This window comes from Haemophilus influenzae (genome assembly GCF_019703545.1).
Taxonomy (GTDB): Bacteria; Pseudomonadota; Gammaproteobacteria; order Enterobacterales; family Pasteurellaceae; genus Haemophilus; species Haemophilus influenzae_E.
This window is the reverse complement of record NZ_AP018771.1, coordinates 558,555-573,196: the sequence shown is the minus strand read 5'-3', so window position 1 is coordinate 573,196 and position 14,642 is coordinate 558,555. Positions and strand designations below refer to the sequence as shown.

Sequence of the window (14,642 nt, the reverse complement as noted above, 5' to 3'; positions counted from 1 at the left end):
CTATCCTTCAATCATCGTTATTTGTACTTTTTCTAAAATGGGGTCAAGTAAACTCAAATCACTCACACCGACATTACTTTGAGACACCGCAAAAGAGGACACAGCCGTAGCAAAAGCTAAGGTTCCTGCTTTAGATAAACCTTTTTCAAAACCATAAATTAAACCAGCTACCATGGAATCGCCTGCTCCAACGGTACTCACGACATTTTCACATTTTGCTGGTTCGGCTTTGAGCACGCCTTCATTATTAATCCATAAAGAACCTTTTGCGCCCATTGAAATAATTACGTTTTCAATGCCTTCCGCTTTGAGTTGCTGTGCAGCGGCAATAATTTCTTCAAGACTATTTAATGGATGACCAACCCAAGCCTCAAGTTCTCGATGATTGGGTTTTACTAACCAAGGTTTCGCTTTTAATCCAGCGGTGAGCGCAGCATTGCTACTATCAAGCACCACTTTGACGTCAGCTTGATGAAGCTGATTCAACCAATCAGCAAATAATTCAGGAGATACACCTCGAGGTAAACTGCCACAAACTGCGACAATGTCATAATCTAAACAATAAGCCAAAGAATCAGTTACAAATTGTTGCCAAACTTGTGGGCTTATTTGATATCCCAAGAAATTTAAATCTGTCACATCCGCTTCAGTCTCGGTAATTTTTACATTGATACGTGTTTTGCCATCAACACGGTGGAATTTATCTTCCAAACCGTGCTGATTAAACATTTGCTCGAAATCAGCTGAATTATCCTTGCCCAAAAAGCCACCGACTGCAACATTAACGCCTAAATCTTTTAGTACTTTTGCGACATTAATGCCTTTTCCAGCAGGGAATAAGCCCAATGTTTCTACCGTATTTACTTCGCCAAGTTGAATACGATTTAAACGCCCAACTAAATCATAGGCGGCATTTAAGGTAATGGTTACGACGCTTGCCATACTATTCCCCTAAACCCGATTCAATCACAGCACTGATTCCGTCAATAGCTTGTTGTGCCTCTTCGCCCGTCGCAACAAAACGTAAACGAGTCCCTTTCACTACGCCTAATGCCACAATTTTCATCAAACTTTTAGCACTCACTAATTGAGAATTACGATCAAGGTTTTGAACTGCTACGGAAGCATTATATTTCTTCACTTCGTTTACCAATATTGCACTTGGGCGAGCGTGCAAACCTTGCTCATTTTTAATCACAAACACGGCCTCAATGGCATTTGCTGGCAAATTATCATCTTCTGTTACCGCAGGTATGTGAATTTGATCGCCCATAATCTCAATGGTATCGGGTTCAGACGGTGGCACTGCCGAAACATTCTCTCCCAAGCCATTGGCTATCGCTTTGCCCAATGATTCTATCGCTTGTTTGGCATCTTCTCCCTCTGCCACAAAACGTAAACGATGACCTTGTGTTACACCAAGCGCAACAATCTTCATCAAACTTTTTGCGCTGACGACTTCACTTTCACGAGTAAGATTTTGCATGGTTATTTTAGAAGTGAATTTTTTCACTTCATTAACCAAATTTGCACTTGGGCGAGCATGTAAACCGTGTTCATTACGAATCGTAAAGGTTCCTACAACAGCACCTTCTACAGATTGAGTTTCAACATCACACTCTGACCCCAAAAGTGCGGTCAAAATTTCTGTTGAATTTCCATTGAGCAAGGTTGTTTGGACATCGTCATCTAATAAACGCGCCAAAGTTGGATTAATTTGATCACCGACGGCTGAAACGGTTATCACGCCTTTTACGGCCTTGCCATTGTGGCTAAAAATTGTTTTAGCACGACTAAATGCTAAGGCATTTTTCATATTTCCTACGACAGAATCCGTTACCCATAACCCTTTGCCAAGCGGTAATGCCGCATTATTTATCACTTCAGAAATAAAGCGATTTTCTACCGCACTTTGCACCTGTAATTGCCCCGCATTAATCGCAACTAAAGTTAATAGGCTTTGGGTATTTACATCTAAACTGATATTGGCAGCAGGAATTTCAAATGGCTCAATTGTCTCTCCCATTAAAATCGCACAAAATTCAGCCACATCAGTTATTTTTGCTAATTTTGCTGCGGTATCTTCATCACTCAAAACGTGGGTAAGTTGACGTAATAAGGACAAATGCTCATCAGATCGCGCCGCAATACCAATCACGACATAAGCAATATTTCCTTCGCCCCATTCTATGCCTTGAGGAAATTGAAACACTTGCACGCCCGTTTTCTTTACCATCAAACGAGTATCCAAGGTGCCGTGAGGAATAGCGATGCCATTGCCTAAAAAGGTCGAGGTTTGCAGCTCGCGCGCTAACATTCCTTGCAAGTAACCATTTTCAACATTGTCTGCTTGAACCAATGCGGACGCTGCCATTTCAATCGCTTGTTGTTTATCAATTGCATTAGCATTTAAATGAATGTTGCTTTCCGAAAGTTCTAACATTCTTGCTCCTTAATAATTTAAAAAGAAAGCTGCGGATGAAACAAATCGACCAGCAGCTTATTGAAAAACAATTATTTAGATGTACAGGCTTTCAGCAGCGCTTCACTACCTTGCACAATATATTCATCATTTTCTCCGCGTGCTTCGCCTTTTTGTAAATCACGCATCGCATCATAAATACCTTGAGCCATACTTTGCGAATCCACTTTTTCCCAACAATTTGCACTCAAACGTTTAAGGTTAGCTTGCAATGCTTCCGCATGTAACACACCACTATAATAAGCATATACATCAGAATCATGACCGCCTGTATAAAGTTTATCCTGAATTTGTTTCACAGGAACTAAAATACGACCTAAATACCAGTCATTCGCACCACTTGCAAAATTATCTACAAAGAAATTTTCATTCACGCGACCTTTATATGTCGCCACAGTCGCTTCATAAGCAGCTGCATAGGATTTCTGATCGATTTTATCTTTATCTAAATCAATCACTTTTTTATCGTTCCCCATAAATGGAATATAGTTAGTAACCGATGACCAAGAAGAACAACCTGCCAATATTAACGTAAAAAATAAAACAGAGATTTTTTTAAACATAGTCATACCTGATTAAAGTTAATAAAACGCCGCCATTATACTGGCTGAAAGGCATTAAAGAAAGGGCGGTAATTATTCCGCCTCTTTTACTAAAGACACCAAAATCTGATCGATTTTAAAGTTTTCCGTATCAATCACTTCAAACTTGTATTTTCCGTAAACCACAGAATCGGTTTTTTTCGGGATTTTACGTAACATATACATCATAAAACCACTGATAGTTTCGTAGTTTTCTTCATCGGGAAAATAAGCAATATCTAATACTCGAGTTACCTCTTCTAATGGCGTTGCACCATCAATCAGCCACGAGTTTTCATCACGGCTCACAATATATTCTTCTTCGTTAGAAACCAATTCCCCCATAACAATACTCATCACATCATTTAGCGTAACAATACCCACTACAAGAGCATATTCATTCACAATAATCGCAAAATCTTCGCCAGTAGATTTAAACAATTCCAACACTTCGTAAAGAGAAAGCGTATCAGGCACAAATAAGGCTTTACGGAGTAGTTTAGGATCTGTGAGCACCACATTTTCATTTTGCAAATACATGGTGAGCAAAGTATGGGATTCGATATAACCTAAGATTTTGTCGAGGCCATTGTCACAAATCACAATTTTAGAATGGGAATTACGAGAAAGCGTATCCATCACTTCTTGGCGAGAAAAAGTGCGGTCTAAATATACGATGTTTTCACGGGTTGTCATTGTGGAAGTTACCGTACGGGCTTGCATATCGAAAATATTTTCGATCAAATAATGCTCTTGAGTTTTTAATACACCAGCTTCTGCACCTGCTTCAACTACGGCGAAAATATCTTCAGAGGTCATGCCATCTTCACGCACAGTAGAAATGCGAAATAAGCGGAAAAATACATTAGCAATAGTATCAAAAAACCACACAAGCGGTTTAAACACATACATACTAAAATTCATAATACCCACAACGCTCAACGCCACCATTTCAGGATAAGTAATAGCAATACGTTTTGGAATAAGATCAGCAAATAAAATAAACAAACAAGTCACTAATATAAAAGCGATTGTAGAGGCGGTTGGCTCAATCCAACTTCCTTCAAAAGAACGATTTAAAATATCTGCAATGTAAGGACTTAGTGCACTTTCGCCAATTCCCCCACCCAAAATCGCCACCATATTCAACAAAATTTGAACCACCGTAATAAAACGACCAGGATGCTCTTGTAATTTAAGCACTTGAAGCGCACGCACGTCGCCTTTATTTGCAAGAGATTGTAATTTTAACTTACGAGAACTCGCCAGAGAAATTTCAGCAGAAGAAACAACTGCACTACTTAAAATTAAAGCCACAATTGCCAAAATAGTATGAAATAATTCCATAATCATTACTCAAAAATATAAAAGAAAACGACCGCACTTTGCGACCGTTTGGGATATTACTTATCGCTGTCAAACCAGCCACGAATAAATTGGATAGACAAAAATAATGTCGCCAGCAAGAATACATATAAAATCCACGAAACAATCGGATTGCTTGGTGTGTCATCAGCAGTAATTTCTTTAATTGAGGTTGCATTACGATATTCATCCATGATCGTAATACGCCAACCATAGTATTTAATTTGCACAAGTTTGTTGTCATTACCCAAAGCCTGCGCTTCAGCCTGTAAATTGGCTGAGCCAAATTTGAAGTAGAACGGGAACCCCCAACGTGTATCTTCATTGCGATACACCATAATTTTGCCATCGTCATTTTGCGTATTGATGTAATACACATCACGTGTTGGGCCATCAGCTGGATTCGATTTTGTGATGGGGCCGTCTTTATCAACACGTTTAACTTCTACGCCAGTAACACGTGTCACATCGTAATGAGGAAATACATAATTCACTACGGAAAACATAAAACCGTGGAATAAAAAAACAACAATAAATAAGAAATATTTAAAAAATTTTCGCATACTTTTCCCTTGTCAGAACTGTACATTTATTCTACACGAATTTTAAATAAACGCTCGAAATTTTGTGTAGTGATTTGAGCAAACGCCTCTGCAGAAACGCCCTTTAAGGTTGCCACGTATTCACATACTTCTCTCGTATACGCTGGTTGGTTTTCTTTTCCTCTGTAAGGCACAGGCGCAAGATAAGGCGAATCCGTCTCCACCAATAAGCGTTCCATTGGTACATAACGAATAACCTCACGAATCGCTTCGGCATTTTTAAAGGTGACAATGCCAGAACAAGAAATGTAAAAACCCAAATCCAACGCTTTTTTCGCAAATTCCATAGTTTCCGTAAAACAATGAATAACGCCACCGCACTTTTCAGCATGATGTTCGCGTAACATTGCAATGGTATCATCACCCGCAGAACGTGTATGAATAATCACAGGCTTATCTAATTGGTTTGCAATATCGATTTGGCTACCAAACACCGCTTGTTGCGCCGCTTTATTGTCCGCACTGTAATAATAATCTAAGCCAATTTCGCCAATAGCAATCACTTTCGGATCTTGCGCCAAACGCAATAAACGCTCTGCGTCATAAGGTTCTTCTTCAAAATCAAGTGGGTGAACACCACAAGCAAGCGAGACATTATTAAATTCCCGTAAAGAGTCATAAGCCTGCTCAAAACGGCTTAAGGTTACACCAATCGCGAGCAAATGTTTCACATCACGCGCACGTGCTTTTTCCACCACATCTGCGATGTTTTTGTGTAAATTTTCATAATCCAACGCATCTAAATGACAGTGAGAATCAACAATGTACATAATTATTTTTCCTTATGCCTAAGGCTTGAACGCCATAGACGATATATCTTTAACTTATTGCGTTTCAAATACGTCAGTGACTAATCGCGTCAAGCCATCTAATAGCATCAATTCAACATTCACGCCATTAATAGTCAGCAAATCTGACCGCACTTTTTGCATAATTTTGATTGCTTGTAATAAACCAAGGGCAGTTTGCTCATCGCTGAATTGTTCGATACCACGGCCAAGATCAGCCACTTGTCGATGACTATCAATTTCAAGTTTATGCTTTAAACAATCAGAAAGAAAAGCCAAAACCCAATCCACTTGCTGAACATAGCGTTCTTTGTCAAACAACGGAAGCAATTCCAATGGCGAACGTCGGCGATAGAACACCCAAAATTGACGCAAAAAGTTTTTACGCTGTTCAATAAATCCTTCTTGTAACGTTTCTAATGCTAAAAGCGGACGCCCAAGATTCATCGCAAGTGCGGTCAAAATTTCCTGATTTTCTGCCGCACTTTCTGATTTCAACCAATCACTAGCCATTTGTTCATTAGGCACGGACAGATTCCACACTTGACAACGACTGTAAATGGTTGCCAACAAACTTGACGAACTATCTGTTTGAAGTAAAAAATAAGTATTTGAACGAGGCTCTTCCAATGTTTTCAATAACGCATTGGCAGCGGCTTCCGTTAAACGTTCCGCTCCTTGCACATACACTACTTTATTGCCATTTTGTTGTGCGTGCTGCGCAACAATTTCATTAATGTCGCGTACTTGATCAACGCCAATATCCTTACCGTCAATAGGGCTTAATTCGTGATAATCTGGATGGCTATGGGCTTGCATTAAATGACAAGAATGGCATTGACCACAAGGTTTATCGACTTGAGCTACACACATTATTTTCTGTGCAAGTGCATTAAATAAGCTTTCCACGCCTAAACCAGAATCAGCTTTAATCAGCACAGCATGATGCCCCAACCCTTCGTCAAAGGTTTGAGCAATTTGATGATAAATTGGCATTAGCCAAGGGTAAAGTGCGGTCATTTTTCGTTTGATTTCCACCAATTTTTTACCGCTCTTTCGATATCAGCTTGAACAAGTTCAATACTCTGCTCTGCATTAATTACGACCGCTTTTGGATTATCTTTTACTAACGCTAAATAGCGTGCTCGAGTACGGTGAAAAAAATCCAAATCCATTTGTTCAATACGATCTAATTCACCACGTCCACGAGCTCGAGCTAAACCGACGCGCGGATCTATATCCAAATAAATGGTGAGATCTGGCTCAAAATCACCTAATACGGTTTCTTTCAAGGTGAGCATAAAATGAGGGTCTAATTGACGTCCGCCACCTTGATACGCCTGAGATGACATATCGTGGCGATCACCTACCACCCATTTTCCTTGCATTAAAGCAGGTTTAATCACGTTATCCACCAACTGAATACGAGCCGCATAAAGCATTAATAACTCTGCTTTATCTGTCACGGGTTCTTCGGTTTCATGTTTGATGAGATCGCGTAATTTCTCAGCCAGTGGCGTTCCACCAGGTTCTCGTGTAAATACGACATCTTGAATACCAAGTTCATACAAGACTCGCACAACAGACTGATGAGCAGAGCTTTTTCCCGCACCTTCTAAGCCCTCAATGACAATAAACTTTCCTTTCATATTTTCTTCCGCACTCTTATTTGGCATTTTTCTGACTGCGATACCAGCGTAAATATTCTTGCACCGCTTTATTATGTTCATTCAAATTTCGGGTAAATTTATGCCCACCAGAACCATCTGCCACAAAATAATAAAAATCTGTTTTTTCAGGTTTTGCAACAGCCTGTAACGAACTTTCGCTTGGCATAGCGATAGGCGTTAGCGGCAATCCATCAATCACATACGTATTATAAGGCGTCTTGGTTTCTAAATCTTTTTTGCGAATATTCCCATTGTAATTTTCGCCCATACCATAAATTACCGTTGGATCCGTCTGTAATTTCATTTTTGCTTTTAAACGGTTGATAAATACAGAGGCCACTTTTGCTCTCTCATTAGCAATACCCGTTTCTTTTTCTACGATAGAAGCCAAAATCAACATTTCATAAGGATTCGCTAAAGGTAAATCCTCGTTACGCTCGTTCCAAGCCTTATTTAACGCCTTTTTCATTCTCTCTGCTGAGCGTTTCAGTAGCTCCAAGTCTGTGGATTTAGGCGTATAATTATAAGTATCAGGAGAAAGCCAACCTTCCACATTTTTTAGTTCAAGATTTTGACCGACATCTGGCAAGTCAAGTAATGTGAAAATTTCTTCGTTACTCTTATCTTTCAAGGTTTGCACCAAGTGCGGTGCATTTTCGAGATCTTTTCGCCAATCCTTGAAGGTCTTTCCTTCAATCCATTTTACATTGAACTGCACTTCCTTACCTGAATTAAGCAAATCCAGTAAATCTTGCACAGTTTTAACATTCTCAAGAGAATAAGTCCCTGCTTTTATTTTATTTAGCTCAGGTTTCAACTTCAGCAAATAAGGTAATAATTTCCCATCAGCAATTAACTTTTCTTGCTCAAAAAGTGTGGCTAATTTTGAACCTGTTGTGCCACGTTCAATAGTTAAAAGTTGATCTGCCTGCACATTTACTGGTGTTTTTACAAATTCAGTCATTTTGTAATAAGCAAAACTCGCCGCGCCCGCTAAAATCAAAATTAAAAGTAAAATCGCAATTAAAAATTTCTTCATAAGCTATAAGAAAGAGAAAATAAAAAACAACAAAAGGGGCAATTAAGCCCCTTTATTTTTGATACTTTGTTATTTATTAAAATACTGAATATTCGCTCTTTTACGCAATGCTTTAACCCAATCGTTCGTCGCATCTTGTAATTGAGTATTGACTAAACGTTCATATGCTTTTTGTGTGTAGGCTTCTGCTGTAAGATCGCCATCACGTACGCCAGTTACTTCCAAAATATGCCAACCAAACTCAGTTTTAAATGGTGCAGAAATCACACCTTGTTTACTTTTCACGACGGTTTGCGCAAACTGTGGTGCATAAGTTTCTGGGAACGCATAACCTAAACTACCGCCATTCGCACCCGATAAATAATCTTTAGAATATTTTAATGCGGCATCAGCAAAAGTTGTTTTACCTGCAATAATATCAGAACGAATTTTAGCTAATTGTTTTTTTGCTTGAGCATCATTTAACAATGGATTAAGTTTTAACAAAATATGGCGAACTTCATACTCTTTCCCCATAACTTTCTGTGCCGTACCCTTTTCTTTCGCTTCTTCTAACATTTTTTGACCGAGTGCGACAACTTCTTCACGCGTTACATCAATGCTTTCTTGAATAGCTTTGTTGCGTACAGCCCCCATCACCATTTGATTAGCAATTTGCTGACGAAATGCATTTAATGAAATGCCTTGATAATCTAACGCATCCAAAAATTGACCATAAGTTAAGCCATTTCTAGCCGCGGTGTCTTCCACAATATGATCAATTTCACGCGGATCAATTTTGACTCCCGATTCTTGAACTGCTTTTTGCACCAAAATATCATCAATAATTTTATCAATCGCACTTTGGCGATCACCTTTTTTACCCATATTGGCACGCACTTGGCTTTCTAAAACAGGGATACCATCTACTGTTGCTACGACACGTTCCTCCGCTTGTGCCATAGAAGCGAAAGCGACACATCCCAAAGTAGCCAATAAAAAAGATTTTAGAATAAATTTTTTCATTTTCATCTCATCAAAAAAGAGTCCATAACGTTGGTTAGAGTAACAATTCTATTGAAGGTTCACAATAGATAAGATTTATTTCCCTAGAATAGCAACTTCGTAACAGCCATCTTGTTTTTCAGTGCGAACTTGCACAAGTTCATCACGGCTTGTTGGCACATTTTTACCTACGTAATCAGCACGAATGGGTAATTCACGATGACCACGATCAACAAAAATCACTAATTCAATTTTTGCCGCACGACCAAAATCAGTAAGCGCATCCATTGCCGATCGAATGGTTCGACCAGTAAACAACACATCATCAACCAAAATGACGGTTTTATCTTGAATATTCAAATATTGTGATGAACCACTATAAACTGGCATTTTATCTTCCTGATCAACCAAGGTTAAATCATCGCGATAAAAGGTGATATCCAGTTCCATTGAAGGTAAATTTATACCACTTAACTCTTCAACTCGACGTTGTAATAATTCTGCAATTTCCGCGCCACGGCGTTTAATCCCAACAATAACAAGATCATCTAAGGTTTGATGTTTTTCAATAATTTCGTGAGAAATACGCGAAATTGTGCGAAGAAAACGATCATGATCAATAATAATTTTTTCCATTTTTCCCAGCTTTATCAATAGTATTTCAATGCGCAAAGTATAAAGAAAATACGCCTAAAAAGCGACGGCATTTGCACCATTTTTCTTGTTCGTTATACTATCCAAAACATTCCATCAAAGGAAACCAAATTATGCGCTACTCCATTCAAAATTTTATTCAACTCATCGCCCAACTTCGCAATCCAAATGGCGGATGCCCGTGGGATTTAAAACAAAATTATGAATCCATGATTCCTTGCTTAACGGAAGAAACTTACGAAGTAATCGAAGCGATTGAGAAAAAAGACATACCAAATTTACGCGAAGAATTAGGGGATTTATTATTACAAGTCGTCTTCTTCAGCCAGCTTGCTACAGAAGATAAATACTTTACTTTTGACGATGTATTGCAAGATATTGCTGAAAAAATTGTGCGCCGTCATCCTCATGTGTTTGGTGATGCAAAAGCGGGAGACGAAACAGAAGCCCTTTCCCGTTGGAACGAAATGAAAGCCAAAGAAAAACAAGGTAAAAGTGCAGAAACCTCTATTTTAGATAATGTACCTCGTGCTTTGCCTTCTCTTACGCGAGCAGCAAAATTACAAAAACGTTGTTCAAAAGTAGGCTTTGATTGGGAAGAAATTTCACCCGTATTTGACAAAGTGCGGGAAGAATTAGAAGAAGTTCAAGCTGAAATTAACCGCACGTCAATTGAACAAGATAAAGTGGAAGAGGAAATCGGCGATTTATTGTTCGCAACCGTCAATCTTGCTCGCCACTTAAAATGTGATCCTGAAGATGCATTGCGGAAAGCAAATTTAAAATTTGAACGTCGTTTTCGAGCAGTAGAACAAGCGGTTCAACAACAAGGTAAGCAAGTGAATAATGTGCCACTTATTGAATTAGATTTGTTGTGGGATGAAGTGAAAAAACAAGAAAACTAATTGAAAAGTGCGGTAAAAATTTCTCCCATTTTTACCGCACTTTCTTCGTTAAAGTTGCTGAATATCCAGTGCCATTTGGTCTAACATTTCATAACGTTTACGATACATAGAACGTTTTTTACTTGCGATATCTTCTAATTGTTTGCATTCAATATGCAAAGGTAATTGCCAATAGTTATGGCAATATTCTCCTTGGTTTTCTTGCCAAAATTCATCGTAATTAAACAAAATCTTACTGCGCGCAGAAAGACGATATTTTCCTTGCGCTTTGTGCGGAATGCCCACTAACTCACATTGCCATTTTTCAGCGAGCATTTTGAACCCATTAACCAACATAAACATTGGACGCATACCGTGTAATGCTTTTGTAGCCTGTTTTACAAGTTCTTGAGCATTACCACTTGAGGGGCCTTGAATTGAGGCGATAAGCAATTTATTCGGGCTTAAAAAAGTGAAAGACGCATCATATACTCGTTCGTTATTTTGATTACGAATATTAATAGAAAAATATCCTTCAAAGGGATCGATATGATTAATACTCAACGATAAACGCAAATCCTCTGTTAATTGGGTTAGCACGATATTTTGTTGATCTAATAATTGCTGACAAAGCGAACGTCCCATTTTTTCTTCTGCCAAACGTAAATTCTCCGTAATCGCCGTTAAACGTTCTGAAGCAGAAAAACGTTTATCGCAAAAGGTCGTCAGAATTGTATTAGTACGATAATAATCTTGTGTAAATAAAGACTGCCATTGCGTTTCTGTATTAAGGAAATCCACTAATTGATGACATTGCTTTTGATATAACCATTTATAGCCATAATAGCGTAATTTTTCCCGCACTTGTTTAAGAAAAGGGCGATCCTTAGAATAAGGATACATTTGAACGTAAGTGGGGAAAATAAAATGATTTTTCGTGGACATAACTCAATATTTTGTGAAATTTAATAAAATTTTTCGTTATTTTAGCCATTATCACTTCATTTGCCAAAATTCTTTTTTGTTAAAAACCCACTTTATAACTCAGATTTTGTTATAATCTTTTCCTTGAATTCCTTTTTCCCTACCCCCATATTTACCCAAATTATCGGAACGAAATTATAAGAGAGACCAATTATGGCGAAGAATACCCAACGTACAATGCCCGTATTGCCATTACGTGATGTTGTCGTTTTTCCTTATATGGTAATGCCACTTTTTGTAGGGCGTGCAAAATCCATTAATGCCCTTGAAGAAGCAATGAATGATGACAAACAGCTTCTTTTGGTATCCCAAAGAGAAGCAGATTTAGAAGAACCGACCCCTGAAGATTTATTTGATGTGGGTACTATTGCTAACATTATTCAGTTATTAAAATTACCTGATGGCACAGTAAAAGTGCTAGTTGAAGGTCAAAATCGCGCGAAAATTAACAACCTTGAAGACGGCGAAAAGTACTTTTCCGCAAAAATTACCCCTATTGAAACCACTTATGGCGATGAAAAAGAGTTAGTAGTGGCAAAAAGTGCGGTGCTTTCTGAGTTTGAAAATTATCTTACCCTCAACAAAAAAGTGCCTACAGATATTCTCAATGCCCTTCAACGTATTGATGATGTTGATCGCTTAGCTGACACAATGGCTGCCCATCTCCCTGTAAGCATTCGCCATAAACAAAATGCGTTAGAACTCGCTAATGTGCAAGAACGTTTAGAATATTTGCTTGGTATGATGGAATCAGAGGCTGATATTCTCCAAGTGGAAAAACGGATTCGCGGTCGTGTCAAAAAACAAATGGAGAAAAGCCAGCGTAACTATTATTTGAACGAGCAAATTAAAGCCATTCGTAAAGAAATGGATGGTGGCGAAAATGAAGATACCATTGATGAAGTTGAACAACTGCATCAAAAGGTGGAAGCGGCAGGCATGCCAGCTGATGTACGCGACAAAGTAGAAAATGAATTACAAAAACTTAAAATGATGTCAGCCATGTCTTCTGAAGCAACGGTAATACGCAGTTATATTGAATGGATGATCCAAGTGCCTTGGCATCAACGTTCTAAAGTGAAAAAAGACATTGTTAAAGCACAGCAAGTTTTAGATACCGATCACTATGGTTTAGATCGCGTAAAAGAACGCATTCTTGAATATTTAGCAGTACAAGCGCGTTTAAACAAAGTGAAAGGCCCGATTCTTTGTTTAGTTGGTCCTCCAGGTGTAGGTAAAACTTCTCTTGGTCAGTCTATTGCCAATGCTACTGGTCGTAAATATGTACGTATGGCATTAGGCGGCGTGCGTGATGAAGCAGAAATCCGTGGTCACCGTAAAACCTATATTGGTGCATTGCCAGGTAAATTAATTCAAAAGATGGCAAAAGTGGGCGTAAAAAATCCATTATTCTTGCTTGATGAAATCGACAAAATGGCATCCGATATGCGAGGTGATCCTGCATCAGCGTTGCTTGAAGTATTAGATCCCGAGCAAAACACCACATTTAACGATCACTATTTAGAAGTGGATTATGATCTTTCTGATGTGATGTTTGTGGCAACATCAAACTCTATGAATATTCCAGGCCCATTATTGGATCGTATGGAAGTTATTCGTCTTTCTGGTTATACAGAAGATGAAAAACTTAATATCGCAATGCGCCATTTATTAGCAAAACAAATTGAACGTAATGGTTTAAAGAAAGGCGAACTTACCGTAGAAGAAAGTGCAATTTTAGATATTATCCGCTATTACACACGTGAAGCGGGCGTACGTGGATTAGAACGTGAAATTTCAAAAATCTGCCGTAAAGCCGTGAAAAATTTATTAGTAAATCCAAAACTTAAATCTATCACGGTAAATTCAGATAATCTGCACGATTATCTTGGCGTAAAACGTTTTGAATTTGGTAAAGCTGACACGCAAAACCGTATTGGCGAAGTAACTGGCTTAGCTTGGACAGAAGTGGGGGGCGATTTACTCACTATTGAAACTGCCTCTGTTGTGGGCAAAGGAAAACTTTCTTTCACTGGTTCATTAGGCGATGTGATGAAAGAATCCATTCAAGCGGCAATGACCGTTGTGCGTGCTCGTGCGGATAAACTGGGTATCAATGCTGAATTCCACGAAAAACGTGACATTCACATTCACGTGCCAGATGGTGCAACACCAAAAGATGGCCCAAGTGCAGGTATTGCAATGTGTACTGCATTAATTTCTTGTTTAACAGGTAATCCTGTGCGTGCTGATGTGGCAATGACGGGAGAAATCAGTTTACGTGGTAAAGTATTACCAATCGGTGGATTAAAAGAAAAACTTCTTGCAGCACATCGTGGTGGAATTAAAACCGTATTAATTCCAAAAGAAAACGTTAAAGATCTCGAAGAAATTCCAGAAAACGTGAAACAAAATCTTGCAATTCATGCGGTAGAAACCATTGATGAAGTGCTTGGTCTTGCGTTGGAAAATCCACCAGAAGGCATTGAATTTGTTAAAGTGGAGGCTAAACCTAAAGCACCACGCCGTAAAGTGACGAGTAAATCGGAAAGAGCGGTCAATTAATTGAATGTTTTAGGGCTTGTGAAAACAAGCCCTTTTATTGACTT

Annotated in this window: 14 protein-coding genes; 2 read left to right on the top strand and 12 right to left on the bottom strand. The window is 38.7% G+C overall.

The features are described 5' to 3' along the window. From fruK to pyrR, 11 genes are all read right to left on the bottom strand, one after another. Positions 1-942 carry a 1-phosphofructokinase gene (gene fruK / locus K6J66_RS02835; protein WP_038439376.1) on the bottom strand — a complete coding sequence of 314 codons (942 nt, stop codon included), beginning with the start codon at positions 940-942 and terminating at the stop codon, positions 1-3. A 1-nt stretch (position 943) separates the two neighbouring features. Continuing rightward, on the bottom strand, positions 944-2,443 hold the full coding sequence (fruB, locus tag K6J66_RS02830) for a fused PTS fructose transporter subunit IIA/HPr protein (RefSeq protein ID WP_038439378.1): 1,500 nt from the start codon (positions 2,441-2,443) through the stop codon (positions 944-946). Between the two features lie 71 nt (positions 2,444-2,514). Continuing rightward, a complete protein-coding gene (locus K6J66_RS02825) occupies positions 2,515-3,045 on the bottom strand; it encodes a hypothetical protein (RefSeq protein WP_005686915.1) in 531 nt (176 codons plus the stop codon). A gap of 72 nt (positions 3,046-3,117) precedes the next feature. Continuing rightward, positions 3,118-4,416: a polyamine export protein PaeA gene (gene paeA, locus K6J66_RS02820; RefSeq protein WP_038439380.1), complete on the bottom strand. Its 1,299-nt coding sequence runs from the start codon at positions 4,414-4,416 to the stop codon at positions 3,118-3,120. A 50-nt stretch (positions 4,417-4,466) separates the two neighbouring features. Further along, positions 4,467-4,991, bottom strand: coding sequence for a DUF1523 family protein (locus K6J66_RS02815; RefSeq protein WP_005656502.1), 525 nt, complete (start codon positions 4,989-4,991; stop codon positions 4,467-4,469). Between the two features lie 26 nt (positions 4,992-5,017). Beyond that, a complete protein-coding gene (locus K6J66_RS02810) occupies positions 5,018-5,800 on the bottom strand; it encodes a TatD family hydrolase (RefSeq protein WP_038439382.1) in 783 nt (260 codons plus the stop codon). 54 nt (positions 5,801-5,854) lie between these two features. Next, positions 5,855-6,838, bottom strand: coding sequence for a DNA polymerase III subunit delta' (locus tag K6J66_RS02805; RefSeq protein WP_038439383.1), 984 nt, complete (start codon positions 6,836-6,838; stop codon positions 5,855-5,857). Next, positions 6,835-7,467, bottom strand: coding sequence for a dTMP kinase (gene tmk / locus K6J66_RS02800; protein ID WP_038440230.1), 633 nt, complete (start codon positions 7,465-7,467; stop codon positions 6,835-6,837). The genes K6J66_RS02805 and tmk overlap by 4 nt, the downstream gene beginning before the upstream one ends. A gap of 16 nt (positions 7,468-7,483) precedes the next feature. Beyond that, positions 7,484-8,527, bottom strand: a complete 1,044-nt coding sequence (gene mltG / locus K6J66_RS02795) for an endolytic transglycosylase MltG (RefSeq protein ID WP_038439384.1) — start codon at positions 8,525-8,527, stop codon at positions 7,484-7,486. 69 nt (positions 8,528-8,596) lie between these two features. Beyond that, the gene (locus K6J66_RS02790; RefSeq protein ID WP_005656507.1) at positions 8,597-9,532 is read right to left on the bottom strand and encodes a peptidylprolyl isomerase; all 936 of its coding nucleotides are present in this window, start codon (positions 9,530-9,532) and stop codon (positions 8,597-8,599) included. Positions 9,533-9,607: 75 nt separating this feature from the next. After that, positions 9,608-10,147, bottom strand: coding sequence for a bifunctional pyr operon transcriptional regulator/uracil phosphoribosyltransferase PyrR (gene pyrR / locus K6J66_RS02785; RefSeq protein WP_005656508.1), 540 nt, complete (start codon positions 10,145-10,147; stop codon positions 9,608-9,610). A 131-nt stretch (positions 10,148-10,278) separates the two neighbouring features. Between pyrR and mazG the strand changes: the two genes are divergently transcribed. Next, positions 10,279-11,070 (top strand): nucleoside triphosphate pyrophosphohydrolase, encoded by a 792-nt coding sequence (gene mazG, locus K6J66_RS02780; RefSeq protein WP_038439385.1) that lies wholly within the window; start codon positions 10,279-10,281, stop codon positions 11,068-11,070. A gap of 48 nt (positions 11,071-11,118) precedes the next feature. Here the strand turns inward: mazG and K6J66_RS02775 are convergent, their stop codons facing one another. Continuing rightward, positions 11,119-11,994, bottom strand: a complete 876-nt coding sequence (locus K6J66_RS02775; protein ID WP_038439386.1) for a VirK/YbjX family protein — start codon at positions 11,992-11,994, stop codon at positions 11,119-11,121. Positions 11,995-12,186: 192 nt separating this feature from the next. Here K6J66_RS02775 and lon point away from each other — a divergent pair, with 192 nt between their 5' ends. Beyond that, on the top strand, positions 12,187-14,598 hold the full coding sequence (gene lon, locus K6J66_RS02770) for an endopeptidase La (protein ID WP_040034485.1): 2,412 nt from the start codon (positions 12,187-12,189) through the stop codon (positions 14,596-14,598). Positions 14,599-14,642: the final 44 nt, after the last annotated feature.

Bases quoted from the DNA above. Each gene is read 5' to 3' on its own strand.
- K6J66_RS02810 (WP_038439382.1), bottom strand. From the start codon at position 5,800: ATGTACATTGTTGATTCTCACTGTCATTTAGATGCGTTGGATTATGAA.
- tmk (WP_038440230.1), bottom strand. From the start codon at position 7,467: ATGAAAGGAAAGTTTATTGTCATTGAGGGCTTAGAAGGTGCGGGAAAA.
- K6J66_RS02805 (WP_038439383.1), bottom strand. From the start codon at position 6,838: ATGACCGCACTTTACCCTTGGCTAATGCCAATTTATCATCAAATTGCT.
- mltG (WP_038439384.1), bottom strand. From the start codon at position 8,527: ATGAAGAAATTTTTAATTGCGATTTTACTTTTAATTTTGATTTTAGCG.
- pyrR (WP_005656508.1), bottom strand. From the start codon at position 10,147: ATGGAAAAAATTATTATTGATCATGATCGTTTTCTTCGCACAATTTCG.
- fruB (WP_038439378.1), bottom strand. From the start codon at position 2,443: ATGTTAGAACTTTCGGAAAGCAACATTCATTTAAATGCTAATGCAATT.
- mazG (WP_038439385.1), top strand. From the start codon at position 10,279: ATGCGCTACTCCATTCAAAATTTTATTCAACTCATCGCCCAACTTCGC.
- K6J66_RS02775 (WP_038439386.1), bottom strand. From the start codon at position 11,994: ATGTCCACGAAAAATCATTTTATTTTCCCCACTTACGTTCAAATGTAT.
- K6J66_RS02815 (WP_005656502.1), bottom strand. From the start codon at position 4,991: ATGCGAAAATTTTTTAAATATTTCTTATTTATTGTTGTTTTTTTATTC.
- K6J66_RS02790 (WP_005656507.1), bottom strand. From the start codon at position 9,532: ATGAAAAAATTTATTCTAAAATCTTTTTTATTGGCTACTTTGGGATGT.
- paeA (WP_038439380.1), bottom strand. From the start codon at position 4,416: ATGATTATGGAATTATTTCATACTATTTTGGCAATTGTGGCTTTAATT.
- K6J66_RS02825 (WP_005686915.1), bottom strand. From the start codon at position 3,045: ATGTTTAAAAAAATCTCTGTTTTATTTTTTACGTTAATATTGGCAGGT.
- fruK (WP_038439376.1), bottom strand. From the start codon at position 942: ATGGCAAGCGTCGTAACCATTACCTTAAATGCCGCCTATGATTTAGTT.
- lon (WP_040034485.1), top strand. From the start codon at position 12,187: ATGGCGAAGAATACCCAACGTACAATGCCCGTATTGCCATTACGTGAT.